This is a genomic window from Kitasatospora sp. P5_F3, from assembly GCF_054049135.1.
In genome coordinates this window covers 188,235-202,633 of record NZ_JBFUMY010000012.1, presented here as the reverse complement: position 1 = coordinate 202,633, position 14,399 = coordinate 188,235, and the positions used below count along the sequence as shown (strand labels likewise).

General features: G+C 70.6%; 12 protein-coding genes. 5 read left to right on the top strand and 7 right to left on the bottom strand.

Translation table 11 applies throughout. The features are described from left to right. Positions 1–88: 88 nt before the first annotated feature. On the bottom strand, positions 89–394 hold the full coding sequence (locus tag ACXJMZ_RS11300; RefSeq protein WP_457029871.1) for an antibiotic biosynthesis monooxygenase family protein: 306 nt from the start codon (positions 392–394) through the stop codon (positions 89–91). On the opposite strand from ACXJMZ_RS11300, the gene lepA reads away from it, so the two are divergent. Then, complete coding sequence (gene lepA / locus ACXJMZ_RS11295; RefSeq protein ID WP_457029870.1) at positions 393–2,414, top strand: translation elongation factor 4; 2,022 nt, start codon at positions 393–395, stop codon at positions 2,412–2,414. The genes ACXJMZ_RS11300 and lepA overlap by 2 nt on opposite strands. On the opposite strand, the gene ACXJMZ_RS11290 is transcribed toward lepA, so the two are convergent. From ACXJMZ_RS11290 to ACXJMZ_RS11280, 3 genes are read right to left on the bottom strand one after another with little or no spacing between them, the layout of a single operon-like run. Further along, the gene (locus ACXJMZ_RS11290; protein WP_457029869.1) at positions 2,386–3,459 is read right to left on the bottom strand and encodes an NAD(P)/FAD-dependent oxidoreductase; all 1,074 of its coding nucleotides are present in this window, start codon (positions 3,457–3,459) and stop codon (positions 2,386–2,388) included. The two genes, lepA and ACXJMZ_RS11290, sit on opposite strands and share 29 nt — an antisense overlap. A gap of 55 nt (positions 3,460–3,514) precedes the next feature. Continuing rightward, a complete protein-coding gene (gene sigJ / locus ACXJMZ_RS11285; protein ID WP_457029868.1) occupies positions 3,515–4,414 on the bottom strand; it encodes an RNA polymerase sigma factor SigJ in 900 nt (299 codons plus the stop codon). 18 nt (positions 4,415–4,432) lie between these two features. Continuing rightward, a complete protein-coding gene (locus tag ACXJMZ_RS11280) occupies positions 4,433–4,936 on the bottom strand; it encodes a MarR family winged helix-turn-helix transcriptional regulator (protein WP_457029867.1) in 504 nt (167 codons plus the stop codon). A 73-nt stretch (positions 4,937–5,009) separates the two neighbouring features. On the opposite strand from ACXJMZ_RS11280, the gene ACXJMZ_RS11275 reads away from it, so the two are divergent. Beyond that, positions 5,010–5,930, top strand: coding sequence for an EamA family transporter (locus tag ACXJMZ_RS11275; protein WP_457029866.1), 921 nt, complete (start codon positions 5,010–5,012; stop codon positions 5,928–5,930). Positions 5,931–6,006: 76 nt separating this feature from the next. Here ACXJMZ_RS11275 and ACXJMZ_RS11270 read toward each other — a convergent pair whose 3' ends face one another. Together ACXJMZ_RS11270 and ACXJMZ_RS11265 are read right to left on the bottom strand one after the other, a co-directional pair. Continuing rightward, a complete protein-coding gene (locus ACXJMZ_RS11270; protein ID WP_457029865.1) occupies positions 6,007–8,004 on the bottom strand; it encodes an ABC transporter ATP-binding protein in 1,998 nt (665 codons plus the stop codon). Continuing rightward, entirely contained in the window at positions 8,001–9,734 is a 1,734-nt protein-coding gene (locus tag ACXJMZ_RS11265; protein ID WP_457029864.1) for an ABC transporter ATP-binding protein, read from the bottom strand. Before ACXJMZ_RS11265 ends, ACXJMZ_RS11270 begins: the two co-directional genes overlap by 4 nt. 281 nt (positions 9,735–10,015) lie before the next feature. Between ACXJMZ_RS11265 and ACXJMZ_RS11260 the strand changes: the two genes are divergently transcribed. Together ACXJMZ_RS11260 and hemW are read left to right on the top strand one after the other, a co-directional pair. After that, entirely contained in the window at positions 10,016–11,911 is a 1,896-nt protein-coding gene (locus ACXJMZ_RS11260; RefSeq protein WP_457029863.1) for an AMP-dependent synthetase/ligase, read from the top strand. A 49-nt stretch (positions 11,912–11,960) separates the two neighbouring features. After that, entirely contained in the window at positions 11,961–13,190 is a 1,230-nt protein-coding gene (gene hemW, locus ACXJMZ_RS11255) for a radical SAM family heme chaperone HemW (RefSeq protein WP_457029862.1), read from the top strand. Positions 13,191–13,196: 6 nt separating this feature from the next. Here hemW and ACXJMZ_RS11250 read toward each other — a convergent pair whose 3' ends face one another. Next, positions 13,197–14,021, bottom strand: a complete 825-nt coding sequence (locus ACXJMZ_RS11250; RefSeq protein ID WP_457029861.1) for a DUF3097 domain-containing protein — start codon at positions 14,019–14,021, stop codon at positions 13,197–13,199. 125 nt (positions 14,022–14,146) lie between these two features. Here ACXJMZ_RS11250 and ACXJMZ_RS11245 point away from each other — a divergent pair, with 125 nt between their 5' ends. Beyond that, positions 14,147–14,377 carry a hypothetical protein gene (locus tag ACXJMZ_RS11245; RefSeq protein WP_457029860.1) on the top strand — a complete coding sequence of 77 codons (231 nt, stop codon included), beginning with the start codon at positions 14,147–14,149 and terminating at the stop codon, positions 14,375–14,377. Positions 14,378–14,399: the final 22 nt, after the last annotated feature.

The window sequence follows — 14,399 nt, the reverse complement described above, 5'->3', positions numbered from 1 at the left end:
TGCACCGAGCGCGGCAGGCTGAGAGGGCATGCCGGTGCCAGGTGCAGCGGCCAACGCTACCAAAGGCGGTGGCCTCGGCCCAAACCGGCTAGGCCGTGAGCAGTGCCTCGCCGTAGTGCTCGACCTCGGGGAACGGCTCGTAGAAGCGGTGCAGCAGCTCGCGCCACTGCTGGTACTCGGCCGAACCGCGGAAGCCCTCGGTGTGGTCCGCCAGGGTCTCCCACTCCACCTGGAGCAGGAACCGCGAGCTCCGGCCCTGGTCCAGGCAGCGGCGCAGCTCCAGCGAGCGGAAGCCGTGCTGGACGGCGATCAGAGGGCGGGCCTCGGTGAAGGCGGCCAGGAAGTCCTCCTCCTGGCCCGGGCGGACGTCGAGCAGTGCACTTTCCAAGATCATGAGAACTGATCCTGTCCGACCCCGGCGGGCAACGGAAGAGCTGGACACCGCACTGGTCCGGGCTCGTGGGAAGATGGCAGGAACCATTTTGATCGGACGAGACCGTCCGGTCCCGGGAAGCCGGTCGCCGCAGTCAGCGACGAGCCGGAGCGCCCGGACCCCCGGACATACGGAGAATCGGACCAAGGTGCCCGCGACCCCCAGCAATGTGCCACAGCCCAGCCGTACCGACCCGGCGCTGATTCGCAACTTCTGCATCATCGCCCACATCGACCACGGCAAGTCCACCCTCGCCGACCGGATGCTCCAGATCACCGGCGTGGTGGACCCCCGGCAGATGCGCGCCCAGTACCTCGACCGGATGGACATCGAGCGCGAGCGCGGCATCACCATCAAGTCGCAGGCGGTCCGCCTCCCGTGGGCACCGAAGACTGGTGAGCACACCGGCACGACCCACATCCTGAACATGATCGACACCCCGGGCCACGTGGACTTCACGTACGAGGTGTCCCGTTCGCTGGCCGCCTGCGAGGGCACCATCCTCGTGGTGGACGCCGCCCAGGGCATCGAGGCGCAGACCCTCGCCAACCTGTACCTGGCGCTGGAGAACAACCTCACGATCATCCCGGTCCTCAACAAGATCGACCTGCCGGCCGCCCAGCCGGAGAAGTACGCCGCCGAGATCGCGCACATCATCGGCTGCGAGCCGGAGGACGTCCTCAAGGTCAGCGCCAAGAGCGGCCTCGGTGTGCCGGAGCTGCTCGACCACGTGGTCGCGAAGATCCCCGCCCCGGTCGGCGTCAAGGACGCCCCGGCCCGCGCGATGATCTTCGACTCGGTCTACGACACCTACCGTGGCGTGGTCACCTACGTCCGCGTGGTCGACGGTGAGCTCACCAAGCGCGAGCGCATCCAGATGATGTCCACGGGTGCGACGCACGAGCTGCTGGAGATCGGCGTCATCTCGCCCGAGCCGAAGGTCTCGGACGGCCTCGGCGTCGGCGAGGTGGGCTACATCATCACCGGTGTGAAGGACGTCCGGCAGTCCAAGGTCGGTGACACCATCACCTCGATGCACAAGGGTGCGACCGAGGCGCTGGGCGGCTACAAGGAGCCGCGCCCGATGGTGTTCTCCGGCCTCTACCCGCTGGACGGCAGCGACTACCCGCTGCTGCGCGACGCCCTCGACAAGCTCCAGCTGAACGACGCGGCCCTGGTGTTCGAGCCGGAGACCTCGGTCGCGCTGGGCTTCGGGTACCGCTGTGGCTTCCTCGGCCTGCTGCACCTGGAGATCGTCCGGGAGCGGCTGGAGCGCGAGTTCAACCTCGACCTGATCTCCACCGCCCCCAACGTGGTCTACCGGGTGGTGATGGAGGACGGCAGCGAGCACACCGTCACCAACCCGAGCGAGTTCCCCACCGGCAAGATCTCCGAGGTGCACGAGCCGGTGGTCAAGGGTTCCATCCTGGTGCCGAACGAGTTCGTCGGCCCGGTCATGGAGCTCTGCCAGGCCCGCCGCGGCAACATGCAGGGCATGGACTACCTCTCCGAGGAGCGGGTGGAGCTGCGCTACACGCTGCCGCTCGCCGAGATCGTCTTCGACTTCTTCGACATCCTGAAGTCCAAGACCCGTGGTTACGGCTCCTTCGACTACGAGCCGATCGGCGAGCAGACGGCCGATCTGGTCAAGGTCGACATCCTGCTGCACGGTGACGCGGTCGACGCGTTCTCCGCGATCGTGCACAAGGACAAGGCGTACGGCTACGGCATCATGATGGCCGGCAAGCTGCAGAAGCTGATCCCGCGTCAGCAGTTCGAGGTGCCGATCCAGGCGGCCATCGGCTCCCGGGTGATCGCCCGTGAGACGGTCCGCGCGATCCGCAAGGACGTCCTCGCCAAGTGCTACGGCGGTGACATCTCGCGTAAGCGGAAGCTGCTGGAGAAGCAGAAGGAGGGCCCGGTCCACCTGGACCGGGCCCTTCGCCGTGCCGTCAGCGCAGCTGCCACAGGACCCCGTTGACGATGAGGCTCTTCACCAGCCGCGCGGCGGTCCCGGTCAGGGCGCTCGGCTTCATCGAGTCGTCCTTGCGGACCATCTGGACCAGGCCGTCCTTGCGGCCCAGGCTCAGGCAGTGCACCACGTAGCCGTAGCCGAACGGCTTGTCGGTGCCCCCGGTCAGCAGCTTCCCCAGGTAGACGCCCATCGGCTGGGCGGTGGCGCAGCTCATCCGCAGCTCGCCGACGCCCTCGACCACGACCTGGGCCGCGTCGCCGATCACGTACACCTCGGGGTGCGAGACCGAGCGCAGGTGGCCGTCCACCACTGCCCGGCCGTCGGGGGTGACGGTCAGCCCGGCCTCGGCGGCCAGCTCGCGCGGCTCCATCGAGGCGGCCCAGGCGACCAGGTCGGCGTCGATGGTGCCCTGGTCGGTGCGGAGGCCGGCCGCGGTCACGGCGGTGACGGCCGACCGGTCGTGCACCTGGACCCCGAGCCGCCCGAACACCTTCCGGATGTGGGCCTGGCCCTTGGCCGCGAGCCATCCGCCGACCTGGCCGGCCGCAACGATCCGGACCTGCCAGGCGGGGTGTGCCTCGGCCAGCTCGGCGGCCAGCTCGATGCCGGTCGGGCCGCCGCCGACCACCGCGACGGTGCCGGGCTTCGCGGCGGTGCGCATCCGCTCGGCCAGTTCGGCGGCCCGCTCGGCGGGGTAGGCGAGCTCGGCCGCGCCGGGGATGCCGTGCAGGGCGGTGCGGCTGCCCAGCGCGTACACCAGGGTGTCGTAGCTCAGCGCCTCGCCGGAGTCGAGGAAGACCTTCCGCCCGGCCAGGTCGAGCTGGGTGACCCGGGCCTGGCGGTGGGTCACCTGACGGCCCCGCACCACCTCGGCCAGGGCGGGGCGGTGCTCGGGCAGTCCGGCCGCGGCCTCGTGCTGGCGGACCCGGTGCAGGAACCGGCTCTCCGGCGCGACCAGGGTGACCCGGTGCTGCTTGCCGATCCGGGTGGCCGCCGCCAGGCCCGCGTAGCCGGCGCCGATCACGACGATGTGCTGCTGCTGACCGGTCATCTCGTCCTCCTGCGAAGCGTGTGTGCTGCTTTCGGAAGGTGGACGACGCAGCCGGTCAGCTTGTGACAGTGAGCTGGGTCACATGGGTCAGCTTCTCCGGATTGAGCGCCACGTACGCCGCGGTGATCCGCCCGTCGGTTACCTGGAACGCCAGCACACCGGCGATCCGGCCCTCGGCGTCGTGCCAGGCCAGGCCGGCTTCGCCGTTCACCAGAACGGGGCTGGTGAAGTAGCCGCTGTCCGGGCCGAGCCACTTGGCGGTCAGGCCGCGTACCAGGCGGGAGACCTTGTCGGCGCCGAGTACCGCGCGGGCGCCGGCCGTGACCACGCCGCCGCCGTCCGAGTGCCAGACCACGTCCGGGTCCAGCACGGCGAGCAAGCCCTGGATGTCGCCCTCGGCGGCGGCCGCCGCGAAGGCGTGCACCACCTGACGGTGCGCCACCGGATCGACCCGGCCCCGGTGGCCGCGCTCGCGGGCCCGGCGGCGGGCCCGGGAGGCCAACTGCCGGGCGGCGTCCGGGGTGCGGTCCAGCGAGCAGGCGATCTCCTCGAAGCCGACCGCGAACACGTCGTGCAGCACGAAGGCGGTCCGCTCGGCCGGGGTGAGTTCCTCCAGCACCGCGAGCAGCGCGATCGACACCTCGTCGCCGAGCTCGGCGATCCGGTCGGGGGTGTTCTCCTCGGTGACCAGCGGCTCGGGCAGCCATTCGCCGTAGTACGCCTCGCGGCGCACCCGGGCCGAGCCCAGCTGGTCGTAGCAGAGCCGGGTGACGACGGTGGTCAGGTACGCGCGCGGCTCGTCGACCGTGCTCCGGTCGGTGGAGCGCCAGCGCAGCCACGCCTCCTGCAGCACGTCCTCGGCGTCGGTCACCGAACCGAGCAGCCGGTAGGCCACCGAGCCCAGGTAGCGCCGCAGCGACTCGAAGACATCCACCCCTGATGCGTCGTCAATCACGTCCGGAACCGTACCCGGTCAGTTCGCGGCCGATGCCAGCAGGCGGCGCAGCAGGTCGTCCAGGGTGGCCCGCTCCTCGGGGGAGAGCACGGCGAGCGTCTCCTCGTAGATCGCCACCCCGGGGTCGACGGCGCGGTCCACCAGCGCCAGCCCCTCCGGGGTGAGGGTGATCCGCAGGCCCCGGCGGTCGTGCGGGTCAGGGGAGCGGGTGATCAGGCCGGCCCGCTCCAGCTTGTCCAGCCGCCCGGTCATCCCGCCGGTGGTGAGCATCAGAGTGGCCGTCAGCTCACGGGGCGAGAGCGTGTACGGGGCACCGGAGCGGCGCAGCGTGCCGATCACGTCGAACTCGCCCTTGGCGATGCCGTGCGCCGCATGGGCCTGGCCGAGCCGGTCGGTCATGGTGCGGGAGATCCGGAAGATCCGGCCGAAGATCGCCATCGCCTCGGTGGGGAGGTCGGGGCGGACCACGTTCCACTGGCCGGTGATGGCGTCCACGGCGTCGGGGCGAGAGGTGCTGTCCATGGGGAAAGTCTGGCACAGAGTGACTTGGCCAGAAGTAGCTTGCCAGAAAGTAGCTTAGTGCTAAGTTATCTCCATGCCTCCTGCCACCCTTGGTCTGACCGCCCTCGCCCCGCTCGCCTGGGGCACCACCTACCTGGTCACCACCGAGTACCTGCCGGCCGACCGTCCGCTGCTCACCGCCACCCTGCGCGCGCTGCCCGCCGGGCTGGTCCTGCTGGCCGCCGCCAGACGGCTCCCGAAGGGCGCCTGGTGGTGGAAGGTGGCCCTGCTCGGGACGCTGAACATCGGGATCTTCCTGGCCCTGCTCTTCGTCGCCGCGTACCGCCTGCCCGGGGGAGTGGCGGGCGTGCTGGGCGCGATCCAGCCGCTGCTGGCCGCCGGCCTGGCGATCCCGCTGCTCGGTGAACGGCCCGGCGGCCGGGCTCTGCTGGCCGGCCTGGCCGGGGTGTTCGGGGTCTCCCTGGTGGTGCTCAGGGCCACCGCGCAGCTGGACACGGTCGGCGTCCTGGCCGGCCTCGCGGGCGCCGCCTGCATGGCGCTGGGGACGGTCCTCACCAAGCGCTGGGGACGCCCCGAGGGCGTCGGCCCGCTGGCCATGACGGGCTGGCAGCTGACGGTGGGCGGGCTGCTGCTGCTCCCGGTCGCGTTGCTCGCCGAGGGCATGCCCCCCGCGATGACCGGCACCAACCTGCTCGGCTACGGCTACCTCGCCGTGGTCAACACCGCCGTCGCGTACTGGCTCTGGTTCCGCGGCATCGGCAGGCTGCCCGCCTCCTCGGTCGCCTTCCTCGGCCTGCTCAGCCCGGTCTCCGCCGCCGCCCTCGGCTGGCTCGCCCTCGGCCAGTCCCTGACGCCCCTTCAACTCCTGGGCATGGCCATCGCCTTGGGCGGCACGGCAGTGGGAGCACTTTTCGGCACCAGCGTTCGGAAGACAGGGGCTCGGGGAACTGCGACGCCGACCTCAGAAAGGGTCGCATCCCGCGTGCACGGCTAGGCACTTTCGCCTGTGACCTGCACGCCAGATCTCCTCGCAGTTCCCCGAGCCCCTGGACCGTAGACGGCTCAACTCGCTAGTCGACCTCGGCCACTGCCTCGCTGAACTGGGCCGCGTACAGCCGCGCGTAAGCGCCCTTCGCGGCGATCAGCTCCTCGTGCGACCCCTGCTCCACGATCGAGCCGTCCTCCATCACCAGGATCACGTCCGCGTCCCGGATGGTGGAGAGCCGGTGCGCGATCACGAAGCTGGTGCGGCCGCTGCGCAGCCGGGCCATCGCCCGCTGGATCAGCACCTCGGTCCGGGTGTCCACCGATGAGGTGGCCTCGTCCAGCACCAGGATGGACGGCTGCGCCAGGAAGGCCCGGGCGATGGTGATCAGCTGCTTCTCGCCCGCGCTGACCCCGGTGCCCTCGTCGTCGATCCGGGTGTCGTAGCCGTCCGGCAGGGTCCGCACGAAACGGTCCACGTGCGCCGCCTTCGCCGCCTCGACCACGGCCTCCCGGGACGCGCCCTCGGCCCCGTACGCGATGTTCTCCGCGATGGTGCCGCCGAACAGCCAGGTGTCCTGGAGCACCATGCCGATGCCTGCCCGGAGTTCCTCCCGGGACATCGCCGCGATGTCCACGCCGTCCAGGGTGATCCGGCCGCCGGTGGTCTCGTAGAACCGCATCAGCAGGTTGACCAGGGTGGTCTTGCCCGCGCCGGTCGGGCCGACGATGGCGACCGTGTGGCCGGGCTCGACCTTCAGTGACAGGTCGTCGATCAGCGGCTTCTCCGGGTCGTACCGGAACGAGACGCCGTCGAAGGAGACCAGCCCGCGCAGCTCCTCGGGCCGCTCGGGGGAGAGCGGTTCGGCCGACTGCTCGGGGGCGTCCAGGAGTTCGAAGACCCGCTCGGCCGAGGCGACGCCGGACTGCACCAGGTTGGCCATGCTGGCGACCTGGGTGAGCGGCTGGCTGAACTGCCGGGAGTACTGGATGAACGCCTGCACGTCACCGATGGACAGCGCGCCGCTGGCCACCCGTAGGCCGCCGACCACCGCGACCAGGACGTAGTTGAGGTTGCCGATCAGCATCATCGCGGGCTGGATGATGCCCGAGATGAACTGGGCCCTGAAGCTCGACGCGTACAGCGCCTCGTTCTCCACCCGGAAGGTCTCGGCGGCCTCCTGCTGCCGGCCGAAGACCTTCACCAGGGCGTGCCCGGTGTACATCTCCTCGATGTGCGCGTTCAGCGTGCCGGTGGTCTTCCACTGGGCGATGAACTGCGGCTGGGCCCGCTTGCCGACCTTGGTGGCGACCACCACCGAGACCGGGACGGAGATCAGCGCGATCACCGCGAGCAGCGGGGAGATCCAGAACATCATCGCCAGCACACCGACGATGGTGAGCAGTGAGTTCACCACCTGGCCCATGGTCTGCTGCATGGACTGGCCGATGTTGTCGATGTCGTTGGTGACCCGGCTGAGCACCTCGCCGCGGGACTGTCGGTCGAAGTAACTCAGCGGCAGCCGGGACAGCTTGGCCTCCACGTCCTCGCGCAGCCGGTAGACCGCCCGGTTGATCGCGGTGGCGGCCAGCCGGCCCTGCAGGATGCCGAACACGGCGGAGCCGACGTACAGCAGCAGGGTCCAGAACAGCACGGTGCCGATCGCGCCGAAGTCCATCCCCTGGCCGGGGACGAAGTCGACCGCGCCGAGCAGGTCGGCGACGCCGCTCTGGCCGCTCGCCCGCAGGCTGTCGAGCACCTGGGCCTTGTCCAGGCCGGCCTGGGTCTGCTGGCCCACCACGCCCGCGAAGATCAGGTCGGTGGCGTGGCCGAGCACCAGGGGGCCGGTCACCGCGAGGCCGATGCTGAGCACACCGAGCGTCAGCACACCGGTCAGCAGCCGGCGTTCGGGGCGGAGCATGCCGAGCAGGCGCTTGGAGGAGACCTTGAAGTCGAGCGACTTCTCGGTGGCCTGCCCGCCCATGAACCGGCCGGGACCGGCCGGTCCGCGTCGGGCGGCGGCGGCCTGGGAGTTCTCCACCTGGGGCTTCTTCGGGGTGGCCCCGCGGTCCGAGGTACTCATGCCGCCTCCTGCTCGGTGAGCTGGGAGAGCACGATCTCCCGGTATGTCGGGTTGTCGGCCATCAGCTCGTGGTGGGTGCCGCTGCCGACCACGGCGCCTTCGTCCAGCACCACGATCCGGTCGGCGTCCCGGATGGTGGAGACCCGCTGCGCCACGATCAGCACCGCCGCCTCGGCGGTCTCCCGGGCCAGCGCCTTGCGCAGTCTGGCGTCGGTCGCGTAGTCGAGCGCGGAGAACGAGTCGTCGAACAGGTACACCTGCGGACGGCTGACCAGCGCGCGGGCGATCGCCAGCCGCTGGCGCTGACCGCCCGAGACGTTCGTACCGCCCTGGGAGATCGGGGCGTCCAGGCCCTCGGCCAGCTGCTCGACGAACTCCTTGGCCTGGGCCACCTCCAGCGCGTGCCAGAGCTCCGCGTCGGTGGCGTCCGGCTTTCCGTAGCGCAGGTTGCTGGCCACCGTGCCGGAGAACAGGTACGGCTTCTGCGGGACCAGGCCGACCGTGTCGGCGATCAGCACCGGGTCGAGCTCGCGGACGTTCACCCCGCCCAGCAGCACCTGGCCGCCGGTGGCGTCGAACAGCCGGGGCACCAGGCCGAGCAGGGTGGACTTGCCGCTGCCGGTGGAGCCGATCACGGCGGTGGTCTGACCGGGCCGGGCGACCAGGTCGATGCCGCGCAGCACCGGGGCCTCGGCGCCCGGGTAGCGGAACTCGACCGCGCGCAGCTCCAGCTGACCACGGGTCAGCAGCTCGGTGACCGGGTCGGTGGGCGGCACCACGCTGCTGTCGGTGGCCAGCACCTCCTGGATCCGCTCGGCGCAGACCTCGGCGCGCGGCACCATCATGAACATGAAGGTGGCCATCATGACGCTCATCAGGATCTGCATCAGGTAGGAGATGAAGGCGGTCAGCGCGCCGATCTCCATCTCGCCGGAGTCGATCCGGTGCGCGCCGAACCAGATCACCGCGACGCTGGAGACGTTCACCACGAACATCACGCTGGGGAACATGAAGGACAGCATCCGGCCGACCTTGAGCGAGACCTCGGTCAGGTCGCCGTTGGCACCGGCGAAACGATCCTGTTCGTGACGGTCCTTCACGAAGGCCCGGATCACCCGGATGCCGGTGATCTGCTCGCGCAGCACCCGGTTCACCGTGTCGACCCGGGTCTGCATGATGCGGAACTGCGGCCGCAGCCGGCGTACCAGCGTGATCACCACGGCGCCCAGGACCGGCACCACGACCAGCAGCAGCGCGGACAGTGGCACGTCCTGCCGGAGTGCCATCAGGATGCCGCCGAAGCACATGATCGGCGCCGCCACCATCAGCGTGAAGCCCATCAGCACCAGCATCTGGACCTGCTGGACGTCGTTGGTGGTGCGGGTGATCAGCGAGGGAGCGCTGAAGGAGTTCAGCTCCCGGGCGGAGAAGCTCTGCACCCGGTCGAAGACGGCGGCCCGGATGTCCCGGCCGATCGCCATCGCGGTCCTGGCACCGTAGTAGACGGCGGCGACCGAGCAGATCGCCTGCACCACGGTGACGCCGATCATCACCCCGCCGAGAGCCAGGATGTGTCCGGTGTCACCCTTCACCACCCCGTTGTCGATGATGTCGGCGTTCAGAGCGGGCAGATAGAGCGCTGCGATGGTGGAGACGAGCTGGAGCAGCACCAGCAGAGTGATGGGTCGGGAGTACGGGCCCAGATGAGCCCGTAGAAGTTTGATCAGCACCGTGACACTTTCGTTGTCGGCCGGGGGAGTTGCACCTCATTTTCGGGGTTCCGGCGCGCCGTGTGGGGGTTTACGGTGGCTCGACCAAGCGGTTTTGTACTGTCTTTGCACAGCGCGGCGGCCCGGGTGCCAGCTCACTTCACCCCCTTACGGATCGGCCGCCGAGCCCCTAGGCTGCTGATTGCCAGCTTGTTACTCGCTGGTTAACCAACAGCCGGTAGGCAGGCCCCCCACGCCACCGCGCTCCACCCTCGGCCACCCGCGCCCCCCGGAGGTCCTCGTTGAGTTCCGCGCAGTCCACGATCGACCGGCGTCCGCCCTCGGTGGCCCACCTCTTCCTGAGCCGCGTCGAGGCCACCCCGAACGGTGAGGCCTACCGGTTCCCCGTCCCCGTGGACGAGCACGCGGCCGACGGCGCCCCCGGCGCCGAGCAGTGGCGCTCGCTGACCTGGGCCCAGGCCGCGGAGCGGGTCACGGCCGTGGCGGCCGGTCTGATGTCGCTCGGCATCGGTCCCGAGGACCGGGTCGCGCTCTCCTCCTCCACCCGGATCGACTGGATCGTCGCCGACCTCGGCAACATGTGCGCCGGTGCGGCGACCACCACGGTCTACCCGAGCACCAACGCCGAGGAGACCGCCTTCATCCTGGCGAACTCGGCCAGCCGCGCGATGTTCGCGGAGAACGCCGCCCAGCTCGCCAAGGTGGTCTCCCGCCGCGCCGAGCTGCCCGAGCTGCGCACCGTGATCCTGTTCGACGCCGCACCGGCCGACCAGGAGACCGGCGGCCTCGAGGTGCTCACGCTGGCCGAGCTGGAGCAGCGCGGCGCCGCGCACCTGGCCGAGCACCCGGACGCGGTGACCAAGTCGGTCGAGGCGCTCGACCGCGAGCAGCTGGCCACCTTGATATACACCTCGGGCACCACAGGACGCCCCAAGGGCGTCCGCCTGGTGCACGACTGCTGGGCGTACGAGGGCGTGGCCCAGCAGGAGAGCGGTCTGCTCCGCGCGGACGACGTGCAGTTCATGTGGCTGCCGCTGTCGCACGTGTTCGGCAAGACCCTGATCTCGGGTCAGATCGCCACCGGTCACGTGATGGCGGTGGACGGCCGGGTGGACCGGATCATCCACAACCTCCCGGTGATCCGTCCGACCATGATGGCCAGCGCCCCCCGGATCTTCGAGAAGGTCTACAACGGCATCGCCGGCAAGGCCAGGGCCGAGGGCGGCGCCAAGTACAAGATCTTCCTCTGGGCCGCCAAGGTGGCCCGGGACTACGCCCGGATCACCCAGGCCAACCGGATCGCCACCGGGCAGAACACCGCCCCGATCGGTCTGACGATCCAGCACACGATCGCCGACAAGCTGGTCTACGCGAAGATCCGGGCGGCCTTCGGCGGCCGGATGCGCGGCGCGGTCTCCGGCAGCGCCGCACTCGCCCCCGAGATCGGCTATTTCTTCGCCGGCGCGGGTGTGCCGGTGCTGGAGGGCTACGGCCTGACCGAGACCAGCGCGGGTTCCACGGTCAACCGCGAGGAGGACTTCCGGGTCGGCACCGTCGGGCAGCCGCTGCCCGGCACCGAGGTCCGGATCGCCGAGGACGGCGAGATCCTGCTCAAGGGCCCCGGCGTGATGCGCGGCTACCACAACCTGCCCGAGCAGACCGAGGAGGTGCTGGAGGCCGACGGCTGGTTCCACACCGGCGACATCGGCGAGCTGGACGGTGGCTTCCTGCGGATCACCGACCGCAAGAAGGACATGTTCAAGACCTCGGGCGGCAAGTACGTCGCGCCCAGCGAGGTGGAGGGCAAGTTCAAGGCGGTCTGCCCGTTCGTCAGCAACATCCTGGTGATCGGCAACGGCCGGAACTACTGCACCGCGCTGATCGGCCTGGACGAAGCGGTGATCATGCCGTGGGCCGCCGAGCACGGTCTGGCGGGCAAGTCCTACGCCGAGGTGGTGGCCTCCCCGGAGGTGCACCAGCTGATCGACGGCTTCGTGCAGCGCCTCAACGGCGAGCTGCAGCGTTGGCAGACCGTCAAGAAGTTCAGCCTGCTCCCGCGGGACCTGGACATCGAGCACGGCGAGCTGACCCCGAGCCTGAAGATCAAGCGCCCGGTGGTCGAGCGGACCTACGCCGACGCGGTCACCGAGATGTACGCGGGCACCGTCGAGGCCTGAACCTTGTTGTCCGGTACGGTCCACTCGGGCCGTACCGGACAATGGGTACATGCCCTCCGCACTTCCCGACGGTGAACCGCTGCCGTCCGACGGTTCGCTGCCCGCCTCCGCCCTCGAAGGGCTCGGTGGGCGGCCGTTCGGTTTCTACCTGCACGTGCCGTACTGCGCCAGCCGCTGCGGCTACTGCGACTTCAACACCTACACCGCGACCGAGCTGCGCTCCTCCGGTGCGGTGGCCTCGCAGGAGACCTACGCCGACAACCTGGTGGCCGAGATCCGGCTGGCCCGCCGGGTGCTCGGTGACGTCGACCTCCCGGTCGAGACGGTCTTCCTCGGCGGTGGCACCCCGACCCTGCTGCCCGCCGCCGACCTGGTGAAGGCGCTGGCCGCGATCCGGGACGAGTTCGGCCTGGCCCCCGGCGCCGAGGTGTCCACCGAGGCCAACCCGGAGTCGGTCGACCCGGCCTACCTGGCCGAGCTGCGCGCGGGCGGCTTCAACCGGCTCTCGTTCGGGATGCAGAGCGCCAAGCCGCACGTACTCCAGCTGCTGGACCGGCACCACACCCCCGGCCGCCCGGAGGCCTGCGTCGCCGAGGCCCGCGCGGAGGGCTTCGAGCACGTCAACCTGGACCTGATCTACGGCACCCCGGGCGAGTCCGACGACGACTGGCGGGCCTCGCTGGACGCCGCGATCGGCGCCGGGCCCGACCACGTCTCGGCGTACTCGCTGATCGTCGAGGACGGCACCAAGCTGGCCGCCCGGGTCAAGCGCGGCGAGCTGCCGATGATCGACGACGACGTGCACGCCGACCGCTACCTGATCGCCGAGGAGGCGCTCTCCGCCGCCGGCTTCTCCTGGTACGAGGTCTCCAACTGGGCCACCTCCGAGGCCGGCCGCTGCCGCCACAACGAGCTCTACTGGACCGGCGCCGACTGGTGGGGCGCGGGCCCGGGCGCCCACAGCCACGTCGGCGGGGTCCGCTGGTGGAACGCCAAGCACCCCGCCGCGTACGCCCAGGCGCTGGCCGAGCAGCGCACCCCGGGGCAGGGCCGCGAGGTGCTCCCCGAGGAGGACCGGCGGGTCGAACGCATCCTGCTGGAGCTCCGCCTGCGCGAGGGCTGCCCGCTGGGGTTGCTGACCGCAGACGGCCTGCGCGCTGCCGAACGTGCGCTGGCCGACGGCCTGTTGGACGACGCCGCGTACGCCGAGGGGCGGGCCGCACTGACCCTGCGGGGGCGGCTGCTGGCCGACGGCGTGGTCCGCGACCTGGTGGACTGAGTGCCGTTACCCGGGCAGTGTGACGAAGTCGATCAGCTCCTCGACCCGGCCCAGCAGGGCTGGGTCGAGGTCGCGGTAGGAGTTCACCGAGGCGAGGATGCGCTTCCAGGCGGCGGGGGTGTTCTCGGGCCAGCCGAGGCGGCGGCAGACGCCGAGCTTCCACTCCTCGCCGCGCGGGACGTCGGGCCAGCCGGGGATGCCGACGCTGGTGGGCTTCACGGCGGCCCAGACGTCGATGTAGGGGTGACCGACGATCAGGACCTCGGAACCGGTCACCTGCTGGGCGATCCGGTGTTCCTTGGTGCCGGGCAGCAGGTGGTCGACCAGGACGCCCAGCCGGCGGCCCGGGCCGGGGCCGAACTCGGCGACGATGGCGGGGAGGTCGTCGATGCCCTCCAGGTACTCCACCACCACGCCCTCGATCCGCAGGTCGTCGCCCCAGACCCGCTCGACCAGTTCGGCGTCGTGCCGGCCCTCGACGTAGATCCGCGACTCCCGGGCCACCCGGGCCCGAGCGCCGGGCACCGCGACCGAGCCGGAGGCGGTCAGCTTCGTACGGGCCGGGGCAGCGGCGGTCGGCCGGACCAGCGTCACGACCTGACCCTCCAGCAGGAACCCGCGCGGCACCAGCGGGAACACCCGGTGCTTGCCGAAGCGGTCCTCCAACGTGACGGTGAACCCCTCCGCCGTCCGTTCGCACCGCACCACCGCGCCGCAGAAGCCGGTGGCCGCCTCCTCCACCACCAAATCCCGCTCGGCCGCCACCTCGGGGGCGGGCTGCTGCCGCTTCCACGGCGGGGTCAGATCGGGGCCGTACTCCCTGCTGCGCATTCCACCGAGTCTACGAGACGGACAGCTCCCCGCCTGGGCACGAGCCACCAACTGCCCTGTGACAGAGTCCGGGTGACTACGAATCCGGTGGGAGAACGGTGCGCACACGTCATGCAGTGGTGGCCATGGCCGCTCTGGCGGTCCTCGGTACGTCGGCTTGCTCCGCCGACTCCTCCGCTGGCCCGACGGGTGCGACGACGTCCGCCCGGGTACCGCTGCAGGATCGGCCCGGCTTCGCGCGCGAGGGTGACGTGATACTGACGGTGCAGCAGGTGGTCGCCCAGAAGCTGTCGTCCGGCGTGGAGACGGTCCTCGCACCCGCCGTGGCGGCCTACCGCGCGGCCGCAGCGGGCTGATCTCCGAGGGTCACCGAGAGGG